Origin of the sequence: Aeromonas sp. s9, assembly GCF_040907765.1 — a bacterium.
Classification (GTDB): domain Bacteria; phylum Pseudomonadota; class Gammaproteobacteria; order Enterobacterales; family Aeromonadaceae; genus Aeromonas; species Aeromonas caviae.
Map to the genome: position 1 here is coordinate 98,793 of NZ_JBFOCK010000026.1, position 15,348 is coordinate 114,140.

Sequence of the window (15,348 nt, forward strand, 5' to 3'; positions counted from 1 at the left end):
GTATCGACGGCGAGCATCAGGGCATAGGATGTTGAGCGGCATACGCCGCAACCAGCCGCACAGCCAATGCGTAACTGAGCGGTAGACGTGTTTTGTATTTCCTCAGGCAGTCTGGCCTATCGACTGCCCGTTCCAATGCAGATAGCGAACTTGCCTGCTCGGCCAGCAGCCCCAGTTGCTCAGCCAGTTTCCTATCCCGTTCTTCCCAATCCACACTGGGATGGTGAACTGCTCGCTTGGCGGCAGGTAACTGTTGATACAACCAAGCACGATCATGTTTATAGAGCCAAGTAAATGCGGTTCTACACACCTGTTCGACACAGCCTCGACTGACATCGGCATGCTGTGCCAAATATGCAGCCACCGTTACACGGTGCTCACGTAGACGGTTGACCCTTTTCAAATGCCGTCGCCAGTCAGAAAGCCCTTGGTGGCTCTGAATAATGGCTTCGACCGCCCCGACAGAAACGCCATGACTGTGCGCGATCTGCTGCCGTGCTCCCCCCATGAACGCCTGACGCCATATTCCCCGCTCAACCTCCACAGTGATGCGCTTGGCACGGTGGTCAACAGGTTGGTGGTGTCGCAGCGCGAGTTGCTTGATATAGCCGACACTGTATCCAGTCTGGCGGGCGATCTGCCGCATGGGGGTCTGTTCTGCCAGCAGCCTTAACACCGCTTGCTCGGCGGCTTGCCTGTCACTCGGAGAAGAGGCAGGCTCCGGCATCACGTGTGGCTCCTCGATGGAAAAGAATTCTGCTGGGCTGCGGCTCACAAACGCCATCAATACCGCGTGTTTTAGGTAGTGGTGGTTACGATTTCCGTGAACCAGAGCCGAGATGTACTGATAACTGGCCAGGCCCACTGGCACCATGGGGGCAGAGCCGGTAAACAGGCTCCGCCAGAACGCACTCAGAGCCTTCAACAGGGCCTGACTGCGGAGATGACCTTGGGCTGTCAAATAGCCCTGCTGTCCCAGCCATCGCCGATAATACTCAGCTGGTGATGCCACTGGCGACTGGACGCACAGATACCGATGCAGCTCGGTGATAAATGAAGAAAGGTAGATTTCTTGCTCGGACGGCAACGATTGCTCATAGCGCATGGCGGGATCGGGCAAGAGCAGTCGCCGATCGATACCTCCCGCGCTGGCCGCCAGGGTTTGCAAACGCAGCGTATGCCTGATACAGGCGGTCACTCCATACAGTTGATGCTCTGTATGCCAATATCCGGCCCCAAACGTCTGTTCATCCTCCAGCAGGCAACTAGGACACCATTTCAGGCAAACTACACCAAAGGCGAGTTTGCTGGCGGCTTGTCCTGACAGGGCCATTATTCCCCTCCTCTCACCCAGCATGGCGGCAGCCAGGGCGTGGACTTGGTGCTTATTGTTCAGCGTCAGGGCGAACAATGGGAAACCCGTGCCATGGTGCAGCAGGTATTGCGGATCCACCCCCGCCGCCTGGGCAGCCGCCTCAATATGCCCTGGTAATGCCGGATGCAACCGAACAGCAGGACAGTGGAATAGCTGGTTACAAAAATGGTTTCGATCACTGTAGGCCGAATGAACAAAATACTGGCTGACCCAGCTGTAGGCCGACTCGCCAGGAATATAGGTGGGGATCACCGAGGTCAACACCGATCACCCCTCAGATCCCAAGAGCCCCACCAGATCGACGCCTGCATGCTGCAACATCATTAGATGGGCCAGAGGGTGCAACGGATCTCGGGCTGACTTCTCATGGTAGCCCCGTGCATTGCGCAGCTGTGGGGGTAATTGCCATACCTGACCTGGCCCCCCACTATTGGTGAAATACGCAGTAAGTGCCAGGGGATCACATTGCGAGTCCATCTGCTGAAACCACGCATTGATCGTTTTGATACTTTTGACCGTGCGCATCTCCTCGCCCGAGATGCCCATCGAATCAGTCACCAGCTGAGTTAGCGCACACAGGGTGAGAGCACTCGCGGACTGGGCTAATGCCAGCGACGCCAACTCAATCTCTTTCATCCGCTCGGAAAAATGACCATCGTATCCCCCCATCCAGTGCCCACAATGGGGGCAGAGGCCCTCGTATGGTGGGATCAGTTGTTCCGACAATAATTTGGCAGAAAAACCACAGCCTGCGCAGTGACCAGACAAACCGCATTGATGCCGATAACAATGGAACACTCCTGGTAGTTGATGATCTCGGTGGTAGTAGGGCATACCATGGAGCTCATAATCCTCGGCAATACAGTCTGCGCACCAGCGCCAATATTGGTGTTGTACATTGTGCAGGCCAGTCACCCGTAACCGAAGCTGAGAACGGCCCGCCAATGCTGATGCCACTATCCTCTGCTCATCCGGAGTCAAAAAAGAAGCTAAATAATTGCCGACAGAGTGATCCTGCCACGCACGTTGAACGTGTCGGGCCCGAAATTGGGTATCGAGGACAGGATCGTCGGGATGACATAAACGATGGGGACGGATTTGTGGGCTGCTCAGCCCCAGCACCTGGGCCGTTGCAGTAAACGTCCCGTGCGTGCTCAGCACATGCATCCGGCCAACTACCGCCCCTAAATGCTCACCAGGTAGCAACTCCAGCCGATGGAGGATCATTTCCACGACCCCTTATCTACAGAGTAACCGAGTTGCCCCAGCAATGAATCCGGGGATAATTGCTCTAAAGTTTTTAGCTTCTTTTCCTCTGTTTTTGGCAGCTTTTTGGTGATTTTAACCTCGCCTTGCAGCAGGATTTCTCCTTCTGCTGAATATGCGTCTCCATCAACAACCTGACTATTTCCCACTGATTCGAGCAGTAACATCGGCGATAAGTCCTCAAATTGGTAGTAATCACCTTTACGCAGAGCACTCAACGCAGGCTGGAGGATTTTAAATTCGCGATTGAAACATAGGTCCAATGCTGCGATCGAGAGATCTTGATCTGTTGGTTTCAGCAGGGTTAGATATGATAGCGTGGCGCGAACTAGACTGGTTGCAATAGCCGGGATACCGGCACTCAAATAATGTATATGTTGGCGTAACACATCCTCTGATGTTTTCTGGTTTTTCAGAAATCTGGTTTGACATATCAGGCGGATAAAACGCAGCCAAAATGAGCTATTTATATCGCAGCTTACCAACTGCATAAATCCATTTTTAGTTGCTCGGCGGGTTAGCGTCATTTCGCTATCAAACAATTTCATCGTGGCCAATGTTCCGACAAACATCAACGGGATCCCCACTCGATTTAATAGTTCCTCTAGGAATTTCATGGTCGTTTTCTCGTTGTTACTGATCACTTCATTCTTGGCAGACCTGGCCAGGTTCTGCGCTTCATCAAGGATCAGCAAACCAACCCCATGGCCGATAAACGATTTTTGCACTACCGAAATCAACTCATTAACAGAGCGGTTCCTATGGGTATGGCTATAACTCTCACCAGTGACAGCGTCGAGTGATTCTAACAAGTTCAGCAAAAGTGCTTTTTGGCCACGGCGATCATGAATTTCAATGTACAGATAGGTCACCTGCACTCGACTCACAATAATTTCGTGACCATGCAGGTCCGTATAGCGATCATGCTCTATCGTTTGTGGTATCTGTTGGCAAATTTGCCTAACCATCGTGCTCTTCCCACGTCCGCTGAGCCCTAGCAGTAACAGGCTATACTGAACAGACAAGCCAAGACTCAGTACATGAGAGGCTTTCCATGGCTCGGCTTTGTCACGATCAATTGCAGCTAATATCCGGCGCACATCTGCCCCCACTGGATTGCGTCGAGTATACCCGGCCTCGATCATTCGTCGTATTTGGTCATATAAACGGTACGCCTCATCTGGAGAGGTATACACGTCCGCCAGTTGATCTATGGCTGTGCGGATAAAATATGAATGCAGCGATTCATCCACCCCTGCAAGATCCAGATCACACTGAAAAGGGATCTCACAGTTCGCATAAAATTGTGCCGTTGAGAGCGGCAAGCCAAGCCCCTCGATATAGGGGTTTCCCCGATATTTTGAATTGGGATGTGGGTAATATTGAGGTGCGGCCATGACTATTTCTCCTGAACTGTAAATATTGTCGGATCAGCAAGGTTCTGACTGGGTGTTTTTTTAATATAATTATCTTGCTGACATGTATTTCTTAAATCAGCAGCAATAGCCATTTCCTCATGATGACGTTGCAAGTTCCCTTCGACCTGTTTATGGCTTTTCATTCCTGACTGTATATTTTTTGCAGTGGATTTTTTCAGTCCACGATTAGTTTTTCGAATTACCTCATCACATTCGCGAAAGTCCATTTCTAACACTGCGCGAGCATTGAATCTCTTCTCATCCAACGCAGCCAATTGTTGTTTAACAATATACAGGCGATGCATGACATTTGCCCAAACCTGATTCCGATATGCCTCACTGCGATCTGTCAGCTCAACCTGATAGACCTCATCACTATCCTCAGTTTTAAACCAAAGATGATTAGTACATGTATCTATGTACCTGACTTTGATTTTGAAACGTCCGAGATTTTTCGCCTGATCCAGCCACTGCATTCGAACAATTTCATTACTGCTATAGTAAAGGCCTCGAAAAAATATCCCATCAGCACGCACCGTAGCCTCATCCTCTGGCAACAGCGCAAATCGCAGGCGGTCTATGGGAACAGGCCTCACCATCACTGAATTTTTCAGACCCCAGTTCCATACATCACGAGGAGTAAAACCAACCCCATCACGTGACATTTCTAGGTTGTGCGAGGTCACGCGCTGACGATGATTATTTGAATAGATAATGATATTAATGAGTCGATACATGAACTGTTCATACGTCAACAGGGGGCGACGAGATGCGTGCTGATCCTCCTTATGTGGATACTTAACCACCTTGCCTGCCTCGAACGGGATCGCTAAAGTCTGAATAATGTCGAAAGTTTTCTCCACTTGGCCTTTCATATCCCCGCGATGATAGGCATTAAAATTACCGACTGTGATACCAATGAGTCCGCGCAGCAGGCTGCAAATATTGGTATCAGTATTCTCAGAGCCCCGGTCGAACGTTAATTCACGACATGGTAAATTGCAGGGCCAGTCAGCCTCTTCGATCTCCACACCATACTGCCGACAAAACTCTCGCTTACTACTCATCGCATTGAATAATGCTTGACTTGCTCCATGCCAACAAGGCGAGTCGAAACCGACATGCAATCCAACAATCATACTGCTGGCGGTATCAACGACAAAATATATAACCGGTCTTCCAGTACTCAGTAGCTCATCGTTACTGTACGGGTAACGGATGTAAACATCGGCAATAGTACTGTCTATTTCATATCGTGACGTTGGCCCCCGCAGGCCGGCACGGGCAAGACCTGGTTTTCCTGCATGGTCACGGGAATAATTAATACTGCCTACTCGCTTTTTCAGGAACGTGAGATCACTGACGAACTTTTTCAGATGATATTTAAATATTCTTGGTGATATTAAATATTCCCTATGAAGTAACATTTTAATTGGTTCTGCTATGTCACAATCCTCAATGCCCTTCGGTAAAACATTGACACATTCATATTTCAAACAATAGTCAAAGTATAGCTCTGACAACCTCACTTCAGAGCCAGATTTAATAGATTTTGAAAAACGCTCAATTTGTATAATATCTCGCTGAGTAATGCCACGATATGGTGTACCATATCGAGTAATTGGGCCACTCTTGGTTGCTTTCTGACCCAATGGCACATCTGGTAGTTGAAAGTTGCTGCCACAATTAAAATAGTGTGGAAGCAATGAATTTGGAAAAGCTCCAAAAAAGAAATAACTATTCAATTGAGCGCAAATGTATTTCCTACTTCGGCCGGAATGTTCAATCAATGTTTTCAATATACCACTTGCATCACCATATAAATAGCGATGTAACAATTCAGGCTGACTAAGCAACGGACTAATTACAGCCAACCTCTCATTGCGAATCTTGATCCATTGAGGTTCTAGCTCACTATCAGAGGAAAATAAAACTTTTGGAAATTGATGTTCAGCCAGAGTCCACTCACCACTTTCAATATTAGACTCGACATTCTCGATTAATAGATTAGTCGGCCGTTTTGGTGGCCCATCTAATAATTCACTTACAGCTAACAACCCCATGTCATAACAAATAGAGACAATCAGAAACTCTGAACCACCATTTGTATTAGTGATCAGTTTCTGGTTAACTCGCATGGACCACCTCGTTGAATGGCACAGGCCTATACAACTCTAAACGTTGTGTAAGATCAACGATTATAACACCATGGTAAACTGCATATTGAAATACACATTTCACCTGCACGTCAGAAATATTCAACTCCTTGGCCACCAGCTGGATCAACACTAACAAGGTATTTGAGGGACGGGCAATCAGGTGATGTTTGATTCGTCCCAATATAATGAGGTATATGGCCTCAGATACCTGAATATACTCAGGCGTATCAAAACACTCACGTAGGAACTCCAGATTATATATATGTACTTTATCGAAGCTTTTTTCCGTTAACAGCACATGGTCAATATTTTGAGTACGCCAATATTCAATGGCAATTTTCTCCTTTGCCCTTGTACGATTAACAACACGGGGGGATGTTATTTCTGGATCCAGCGCATCAGAATATTTGAAGCTATATGGACTCAATATATGCTTCCCTGCCTCCGTTTGCCGAATAATGACAAAATCCTGAGTCATAGTTTTGGCTGGGATGCGGCCACCATAATTCGCCCGCTCTTTGTAATTACCAGGATGGACAATGTGCAGAGATGCCGCAATTTTGAGCGTTTCATGCAGTGGTAACGGATACTGTTCGAGAATGTCGATAACAGTTGGATCGCGTTCGAAATAGAAAAATGGTGCCCTCTCGCCACGACTCAGCAGATGATGCTCACGCCGAGTTTTGTGACTATACACAATCTGCCCCTGACCATAGGTATGGGACTGCCGCACCGTGACCCAGGGCCGATACCCCCGAGCCTGGATACTGCGGTTGTACCGTTCTGTTTTTGCGATCTCCGCATCGGTGACGATGGGCTGCTGAACCGTTTTTTGCTGCATGACTACTCCTACCTGACTTGCATACAACCTAGTAACTGGGCAGGGAGTCGTCAACCGCAATGGCGCACGTAAGACGTTGTTTTTACTTATTTATTTTTATAAATAATAACTATCGACGCTATCATGGCAAAAATGCCACACTCAACAAAATTTCATTTTTTATCTTAAAAAACATAGAGTTATAAAAAATCACATAAGCATACATAATCACGAATATTTATTTTTATAAATAATAAGCAAATATTTTTTATTCCTTTTTTGACATAAGAGGGTGGCGGATATAGAACATTATTCTGAGGCGATTGGTGATTCCGCTCAGAAAAAATGTCCATTTTGGGCTACAAAAGGCTCCATGCGAAGAGCAATCAATGCATCCATACCAAAAAATTCAGCCCGGCAAGGGTGGCCTGCCGGGCTGTGGGTGACTGACGAGCGGATAACTCACGTCAACAAGCGATTAGACATGCCATCCAGCTTCGCTTTGGTCTTTTCCCAACCGGGCATCACCTGACTCATCAACCGGTAAAACTCAGCCTGTTAGAGCTCGCCAAAGAGCTCAATAACGTCAGCAAAGCCTGCAAGCTCATCGGCTACAGCCGTCAGCAGTTCTACGAAATTCGCCGTAATTACCAGACCTATGGTGCCGAGGGATTGCTCGACAAATTGCCCGGCTGCAAAGGGGTTCATCCCAATCGGGTCGCTCCCGAGATTGAACAGGCCATCCTCGATTACTCCCTCACCAGACCAACCCATGGCCCACTGCGGGTCGCCCAAGAACTGGCTCTGCATGGTATCAACGTCAGTGCCGGTGGAGTGCGTGGCGTGTGGCAACGGCACGACTTGCTCTCCAAACACGACCGCTTGCTGCGCCTTGAGAAAACGCACCGTGAGCAGACCATTGAGCTCAATGACGAGCAAATTCGCCTGTTAGAGCGCTTCAGCCCCGAGTTTCGCGAACGTCAGATTGAGGTCCACTACACCGGGGAACTGGTGGCGGTCGATACCTTCTTCGTCGGCGCGCTCAAGGGGGTTGGTAAGGTGTATCTGCAAACAGTGCTGGACTGCTACAGTCGCCACGCCTGGGGGCTCTACACCAGCAAGCTGCCGGTGACCTCGGTCCATGTGCTCAATGAAACGGTACTGCCGTTTTTCGAAGCCCACGAGGCACTGATCTATACCATCTTGTCGGACAACGGGCGTGAGTTCTGTGGACGACCTGACCACCATCCCTACGAGCTGTTCCTGCAACTGGAGGGGATTGAGCACCGGACAACCAAGGTACGCAGGCCGCAGCGCAACGGCTTTATCGAGCGACTGCATCGCACACTGCTGGATGAACACTTCCGTATCAAGGGGAGGACGACCTGGTATGAGTCGGTAGAACAGATGCAGGCAGACCAGGATAGCTACCTGGAGCACTACAACACCCAGCGGTCACATCAAGGCAGGATGATGGAGGGTCAACCCCCCTACAACATGTTCAAGAAGAGTCTGAAATTGATACCGAAGGAAGTGCGCACTAAAATAGCGTAAACAAGACACCGGTTTGAGGCCGGTGTCAGGTGATAACTAGATCTGTACATACCAATAGAGGCTTATGATCTCACATCAAGGACTTATTCGCTCTTTCCCTAACCTTCCCTTAATGTCAGGACACCAGTTGATAATACAAATTATTTTCTACTCAGCATCTTAAATATGTCTAGAGCCTTTGAACAGGTGTGATACAAATAAGGTTCCAAGATGCAAAGCCTTTCGAGCATTGCCTCTATTCTAAAAATTGCATCATCACTGATTGGCAGATATGCTAATTCTGTACACCATTGCCCTATATATTCAGCCCAGTCATTCTTATCCTCAAAGGCAGCTCCTGCGACTAAACCTAATGAAAGATAGTTTTCGGGCTCAGAGTCCACATCAATATAGTCCCGATATAGACGACTTAAAATCACTACCGACGCAGAAAGTTTTCTGCTTCTAGTCAGACAAGAAACTTGCGCTAACCCGTTCAGCACCTGATAGACTGAATCTTTATCGTTTACCGAGGATAACTTATGCTGTGCGCTTTCTAATAGCGAAACTGTATGTTCCAAATATTTTTCATCAATTTTCCAGAAAGGCGCTGAATTCATCAAAACTTTGAACGATGCTAATGAAACATTAGCGCCGACTTGCTTATCAAGCAAATTAAATATTTCTCTCGGCACATCAGCTGGAATAGAGTTACCTTCCAACGGTCCAGGTAAAAACGAATTCATATTGAGTCGAGAACCAGTCATAAGCTCTTCTTGCAGACATTCAGCGATCTCGAATTCACCAACTTCTTGACATACATTATATACCCGCCCATAAATCTCATTAATGAATTGATCTGCTGTCAAGTACGTTGGTAACCATCTTGGCTCCTCTAGTAGATCAATAAAATTTTGACAGTAAAAATAAAGCCCTCTCTGTTGAGCCGCCCATTGCTCTACTTTGTCAAAGGTAACATTTTCTTCCAGTGCAGCTTCAACAATTAAGGCTGACTGGGCAAGTGAAGCGAGACGCCGGTAGAATGGTGGCATACTGCGAAATATCTGAAGTCGCGCCAGTTCACCATCGACGAAAACAGCCATCGAGCAAAAAAGACGTAGATTTTCTAATGTTTTTACAGCCGACACACTCTCAAAAAGAGCTTTAAGAGTCGCATCTAATGAATTTGCGAATTTCAAAATACCGATTTCAAGGCAAGATATCAAAAGTATCGGATGACTGCTTTCAATTGCTCGCTTTGCTATTGACTGATACGAATCTTCGTCAACGAGCCTAGTTGAAATGACTTTTGATATTGACTTATGCATACAAAGCAATAAATTATTTTCAGTTACTCCACCTTCTATTCTACCTTCGAGGTACTGCTTGAGTTCATTATTACAGAACTCCTCAATGTTTTTACTCCCGCTGTACTTACCCACAAGCCGTTCATAATAACAAATTTCATTTGGGACCAGTGTTGAAACACTATTTGATGGTCCTTGAAACTCATTCTTTAACACACCTTTAATGTGGGCTGGTGATAAATCCAAATCAAGCAACAAGTCAGATACATCATCATCACTTACTGCCTCCATTGAGAGAACTGCTCTCCAGTACTCAAACTCCTCTTTCGAAAGGCAACTCTTCTTCGCTACTGTCTCAAATATACTTAACCGTCTGTCGATATCTCCCAAAAGCGGCCAAAAACTATTATTAAGTATCTGCACATCACCTTTGGTTAAAGAAAATGCTGAACTTTCTTCTGGAATATTTCGTAGAAACCAAACATTGCGATTAATATCCTCTAAGGAGGACTCTTCCTCGACATTGTCAAAAGTACTGCGAATAGCTTTAAAGAGAGCGGTTCTGGAAAATGCGACTTCTTTATCACCAAAACTAATCGTGACATCTGTTACTAGCTCTAGTTCTTCCAACAACTTACTATCAGATAATAGTTCCTCTCTCACCAAACTGGGGAATAAATTGAGAGTGTGCGAAACCATATAAGCTCGCACTGAATATGAGTTAGTCATAAACCTCTTCCTCCAGTATCGATTTCTGAGCGATACTTTTAACCTCCGACTTCATCGAATCAATTACAGTCTTAAAGCTCCACGGGTCATTATCCTTTAGCGGCCCCAAAACAAACTCATCCAACCATGCTTTGTAGCCTTTCTTTTGCTCGTCTGATAAAGACTCCGGCGGAATCAACACTGAATTCACTTTAATAACCTCGCCTAAATAGGCCATACCTTCATCCCCTCTTATTTTATGAGCTTGGGCCCACTCCCTATAACCCATAAGCTCATATAGCCAGCAGGAGCTAGCGCGACTTAGTTCAGGTGAGATATCGGCGGTCCACTGAGTTTTTATTGCTTTTGCAATAGTCTTCATCGTCTCATGTAGCCACTGGGCATCTCTTGGGAGCTGAACCAGACCACTAATCCTGATCAAAAACAGATTTTCTCTTATCATTCTTAGCTGTTTAGTTGGTTTAAACTCACCATCAGACATAACGGAGTGATTTAGGTGATATTCAAGCTCTTCACTGGAAATGCTAACAATCTCTAACCCAAACTCCCGAAGTAATGTTCTGAATTCAAGCTTCTGAGCTTTAGAAATAAGTCCTTTATGGTGTAGCGTCTCGATAAAGTCTAATGATGTATAGATTGGTACTGTTCTTTCATCAAATGCAATATTTCGATGCTTATTCATAAATCGATCATCTATCAAAGCTGCATCGCATATTTTTAGCGCCTCAAAAAGCTCTTCTGTTGGCTTGGCATAATTGTTCTCAGAAGCAGCTACTTGGTCTTTTTTTAAAGGTATTTCAGCGAGTGTAACTTTCCCAGATGTAAGCCCATTAAAAAACAACTTTCTTATACTTTCTATTTTCGAATCTGCCTGCTCGACAACTGAACCGTAGTTTATCAGCGTTCTATATCTATCACGCTCGCCCTTAAATACATACACTTCGAATCCGGCTTCGCTAAGTCTATCAAGCATATCAACGGTAATCAGGTAGGTAATTGACAGTGAATCGAGAAATAATCGTGCTCCACTGACCACTTCAAGATCGACAGGCCATTCTTTTTCGTGCTGGCTAAGATAATTTAAGGCTTTAACACACTGAAATTCAGTGATTACGGCTAGATCTTTGAGTTTTTTTATTAATTGGGAACATGAAGTCAGACTGTGATGAAATAAAGAAAGGTCAGCTTCCACCTCTCTAAAGGTGCCTCCTGCCTTATATACAGGGTAGGAACACACGACCACAGATTGCGACTCATTCGCAGGATTCTCACGCACCTCTTCTAGCATAAACGCAAGCTCTTCACCTACATCTAGTGCCAGCTCAGGATTATTAATTTTCTTAGGATGAAAAACGGAAATTTTGCCATCAGTAACAAGCCGCTCAAAATACTTTGCCTTTTCAATTTGGCTCGGCTGATGAAAAGCAACTTTCTGCTTCTCTTCAAAAAGCCATCGCATAAAAGAATGCGGGATAACTATTTTTTCAAAACAATCAAACAGATGGGTTAATATCCCAATATTTTCCATCACCAAAGCACTGGAAGCATCGACTACAATTGTATTACCAACAATGACCTGATCCAACCTTACACCATGAAATAGCGGAATTACATTTTTCCGCCTTATATCTTTAGCCTTTTTATTTTCAAATGGCTGGATCAGATAAAAATCAGACATTGTCTTATTCAATAGTTCCGCCACTGTAAAAATGGGTGCATCGCCATCTAAATAGGCTTTATAGACCCTCTCATTTTTCTCTCTAGCCTCGGACACCATCTCCCTTACATCTTCGAATGAAGCCCTTCGCAATGGACCGTTGTCATTAGAGAGATCTATTGCCTTATTGAGCCATGCTGATGTTTCTTGATTGTCCTCCGTGCCCATTGTTGTAGCGATGAAGTATGATGATGCTAGCACTTGAGGATCATCCATATATTTTCCTGTACAGAAATCTAAAATTTGCCTTGCTCTCCGTGGAGAAATTGCTTTAGCTAACTGGGCAGCTTGTAAAAGGTCATTGGCCTTTAACTCATCCCGATTATTCCAGCAATCTTCCACAAAAATGCTAAGAGACTCCCAGTCACCACCAAATATAGATAGATTGATCTCAAGAGTTTTAAGATCAGTCTGTTGCGACTTATACTGCTTCAATCGAACAATCTGTTCATGAGCACCGATTAAGTCTCCTTTTCTAAAAAGAGACCAAGCCCAATGGGCTTGCAGCCTCTCGCTTCTTTTTACAAGATCTATCTTATCTAATAAAAACTGATGAAGTTCAGCAAACCGCCCCAATAAACAGGCCGCATTACAGACTCTGATAGCATCAGTTTCCTGGCCTGTACGGTAAAAAAGATCTCGGCAGTATGAGTAGTATTTACTACCTCGATTTGTCCTTTCTAACAAATTTACCAAATGAGCAAGATCACTTGTATCTTCACTTTGTTGATATTGACTTATAGCTAATGCAACTGGGTCAGCCCCCTTAACTGATTCGATGATATTTTGCAACTTTCTGACATCAGCATCTGACGCTCCAGAATTCCCGACCTTCTGTAAAAGCTGTTGTGCATCATCGACCAACCCTGACTTCGCTAATGCCTCTATCTCTAGCATACTAATTGCACTGGAATTAACGGCGGCTTCCATTTGAGTTCTGTGGCGGTTAATATAATCCACTGCTGCCGATATTGGCTTTTGTACCTGTGCCAATACAAATCTGGCTAAACCAAGAGTTGCATCATTCTCTGGACTTAGTGCTGTTTGTCTATTTACTTCCTTTTCTATCGCATCAAAATCGATTTCAATTCCAAAAGCAAATGCCAATGACAAATTCTCAAGTGTTTTCTGAGTGTAACTAACAAAGTAGCTCTCAAGTTCTAAAATTGCTTGTTCGTGTGTTTCACTGTTTCTAAGCTGTAACCACAGCACATATTTATCTGATATATTAGCGACATCTTCAGCACCGAGGTGCCTTGCCTGACCTGAACAACATTTGAATAGTTCGACAGCTCTATTTCTAAGCGCTGTCGATTCAGAATCATCTGCAAGTGGAAACTTATCTGCTGCTAAAGGAATAAAAGCCAACACGCTCTCGCGGAGTTCAACAGCCTTAATTGCATTTACCAAGAATGCAAACGCAGAAATCTGCGCCAGTGCTGGTGAAATATAAAATGATGCGTCGCCTATCGTCTGCGCCGAATCTAAAGCCTTTTCCCATTGATGCTCTATCAACAATGTAGAAACCAAAAAGACTTTGCCATCATTGTCTAAATCTTGAGAGCTTAATCCTGCACTTTCTAACCAGAGCAAAGCAGCGTCGTTTCCTTCTACTATTTTTTTAATCATAAAAAAGGCAGAATAATTTGAAGCCCCCCCTGCAAGCAAACCAGACGCCGCATCTACTCTGTTCAATTCAATAGCATCGATAAAGGCCTGTGCTATCGCAGCCTCCTCCGTTTGACACAATTTTTTAGAACATGATAGCCATTTTTTCGCTAGCTGAGCCCTTTCTCCTACACATAAGTATCTTGCAATTAGCGCTAGCGCCCTAGCTTTTACTTGAGGGGTGCCGCCGGACAGCTCTCCATCAATAATGCTTTCTGCTAAAGCAATCGATTTCTCTTCCTTAGGAAAAGAACCGAAAAATCTCAGCAAGGCGGGAATTCAGATAATAAGTGCGACACTCATGGATGAATGGCGAGAGGTGGCCAACTGCTGATTGGTGGTACCCTTCTGCTCGCCAAAGTAAAAGCAGTATCACCATGAGCTATCAGCAGTTGACCGAGGGGCAACGATACCAGTTATCGGTGCTTCGCGCACAGGGGATGTCCATCCTTGCCACCGCACGCGCCATTGGCGTTCATCGCTCCACCCTCTACCGGGAGCTGCGTCGTAACGCCGGGCCGCAGGGCTACCAGCCAGACAATGCGCATCAGCACGCCACCCACCGACGGGCCAGTGCGGCCAAATCTCGGCTATCTGCCGATGTCATCCAGTTTGTCGAGCTGACACTCGCCTGGTGGTGGAGCCCGGAGCAGATAAGCGCGGTGGGCAAGCAGATAGGCCTCATGGTGAGTCACGAGTGGATATACCGCCATGTGGCCGCCGACAAAGCCCGGGGTGGCCAGTTGTACCGCCATCTGCGCCAGGGCCACAAGCGCTACCGCAAGGGGGCGAGCAGCCTGCGTTCTCCCATCAAGGAAGCCCGCTCTATTGATGAACGGCCGGCTATCGTCGATAGCCGGGAGCGGCTCGGTGATTGGGAGGCGGACACGGTGCTGGGCAAGCAAGGCACAGGTGCACTGGTCACCCTGGTGGAGCGCAAGAGCCGGCTCTATCTGGTCAAGCGGGTCGCGAGCAAACAGGCTGGGGTGGTGCGGGATGCGATAATCGAGATGTTAACGCCCTACATCGAGCAGGTGCATACCATCACCTTTGACAACGGCGGCGAGTTTGCCGAACACAAGGCGATAGAGGAAGCGCTGGGTGCCGAGACTTACTTTGCGCACCCTTACTCTTCGTGGGAGCGCGGTCTGAACGAGAACAGCAATGGGCTGTTGAGGCAGTTTATCCCAAAGGGAACAGACCTGAGAGAGGTCACGGACGAGGATGTCAGGAGAGCGGAGCAGTGGCTCAACCTACGACCTCGGAAATGTCTCGGATTCAGGCAGCCTGTCAAGGTATTCGAAGAGTACCGTCAGGCGGCATAGGCGAGTGTCGCACTTCGAAGTTGAATTCGCG

9 protein-coding genes are annotated in these 15,348 nt (G+C 46.5%); 2 read left to right on the forward strand and 7 right to left on the reverse strand.

What is annotated here, in order from left to right; translation table 11 throughout:
* Positions 1 to 16: 16 nt before the first annotated feature.
* From AB5Y54_RS05095 to AB5Y54_RS05115, 5 genes are read right to left on the reverse strand one after another with little or no spacing between them, the layout of a single operon-like run.
* Positions 17 to 1,639 (reverse strand): TnsD family Tn7-like transposition protein, encoded by a 1,623-nt coding sequence (locus AB5Y54_RS05095; RefSeq protein WP_368153322.1) that lies wholly within the window; start codon positions 1,637 to 1,639, stop codon positions 17 to 19.
* A gap of 3 nt (positions 1,640 to 1,642) precedes the next feature.
* Complete coding sequence (locus AB5Y54_RS05100; protein WP_103251530.1) at positions 1,643 to 2,602, reverse strand: TniQ family protein; 960 nt, start codon at positions 2,600 to 2,602, stop codon at positions 1,643 to 1,645.
* Positions 2,599 to 4,038, reverse strand: coding sequence for an AAA family ATPase (locus AB5Y54_RS05105; protein ID WP_077097817.1), 1,440 nt, complete (start codon positions 4,036 to 4,038; stop codon positions 2,599 to 2,601). Before AB5Y54_RS05105 ends, AB5Y54_RS05100 begins: the two co-directional genes overlap by 4 nt.
* Positions 4,039 to 4,040: 2 nt before the next feature.
* Positions 4,041 to 6,197 carry a transposase gene (locus AB5Y54_RS05110; RefSeq protein ID WP_103251529.1) on the reverse strand — a complete coding sequence of 719 codons (2,157 nt, stop codon included), beginning with the start codon at positions 6,195 to 6,197 and terminating at the stop codon, positions 4,041 to 4,043.
* On the reverse strand, positions 6,187 to 7,059 hold the full coding sequence (locus AB5Y54_RS05115) for a TnsA endonuclease N-terminal domain-containing protein (RefSeq protein ID WP_103251528.1): 873 nt from the start codon (positions 7,057 to 7,059) through the stop codon (positions 6,187 to 6,189). The genes AB5Y54_RS05110 and AB5Y54_RS05115 overlap by 11 nt, the downstream gene beginning before the upstream one ends.
* Before the next feature lie 507 nt (positions 7,060 to 7,566).
* On the opposite strand from AB5Y54_RS05115, the gene AB5Y54_RS05120 reads away from it, so the two are divergent.
* Entirely contained in the window at positions 7,567 to 8,592 is a 1,026-nt protein-coding gene (locus tag AB5Y54_RS05120; protein WP_103251527.1) for an IS481 family transposase, read from the forward strand.
* 140 nt (positions 8,593 to 8,732) lie between these two features.
* On the opposite strand, the gene AB5Y54_RS05125 is transcribed toward AB5Y54_RS05120, so the two are convergent.
* Together AB5Y54_RS05125 and AB5Y54_RS05130 are read right to left on the reverse strand one after the other, a co-directional pair.
* Entirely contained in the window at positions 8,733 to 10,607 is a 1,875-nt protein-coding gene (locus AB5Y54_RS05125) for a hypothetical protein (protein WP_103251526.1), read from the reverse strand.
* Positions 10,600 to 14,262: a hypothetical protein gene (locus AB5Y54_RS05130; protein WP_368153327.1), complete on the reverse strand. Its 3,663-nt coding sequence runs from the start codon at positions 14,260 to 14,262 to the stop codon at positions 10,600 to 10,602. The genes AB5Y54_RS05125 and AB5Y54_RS05130 overlap by 8 nt, the downstream gene beginning before the upstream one ends.
* 107 nt (positions 14,263 to 14,369) lie before the next feature.
* Here AB5Y54_RS05130 and AB5Y54_RS05135 point away from each other — a divergent pair, with 107 nt between their 5' ends.
* A complete protein-coding gene (locus tag AB5Y54_RS05135; RefSeq protein WP_019706001.1) occupies positions 14,370 to 15,317 on the forward strand; it encodes an IS30-like element ISAs2 family transposase in 948 nt (315 codons plus the stop codon).
* Positions 15,318 to 15,348 lie beyond the last annotated feature (31 nt).

What these genes read in the sequence shown, in the direction of transcription:
- AB5Y54_RS05100 (WP_103251530.1), bottom strand. Translation starts at nt 2,602, where the DNA reads ATGATCCTCCATCGGCTGGAGTTGCTACCTGGTGAGCATTTAGGGGCG.
- AB5Y54_RS05105 (WP_077097817.1), bottom strand. Translation starts at nt 4,038, where the DNA reads ATGGCCGCACCTCAATATTACCCACATCCCAATTCAAAATATCGGGGA.
- AB5Y54_RS05110 (WP_103251529.1), bottom strand. Translation starts at nt 6,197, where the DNA reads ATGCGAGTTAACCAGAAACTGATCACTAATACAAATGGTGGTTCAGAG.
- AB5Y54_RS05115 (WP_103251528.1), bottom strand. Translation starts at nt 7,059, where the DNA reads ATGCAGCAAAAAACGGTTCAGCAGCCCATCGTCACCGATGCGGAGATC.
- AB5Y54_RS05125 (WP_103251526.1), bottom strand. Translation starts at nt 10,607, where the DNA reads ATGACTAACTCATATTCAGTGCGAGCTTATATGGTTTCGCACACTCTC.
- AB5Y54_RS05135 (WP_019706001.1), top strand. Translation starts at nt 14,370, where the DNA reads ATGAGCTATCAGCAGTTGACCGAGGGGCAACGATACCAGTTATCGGTG.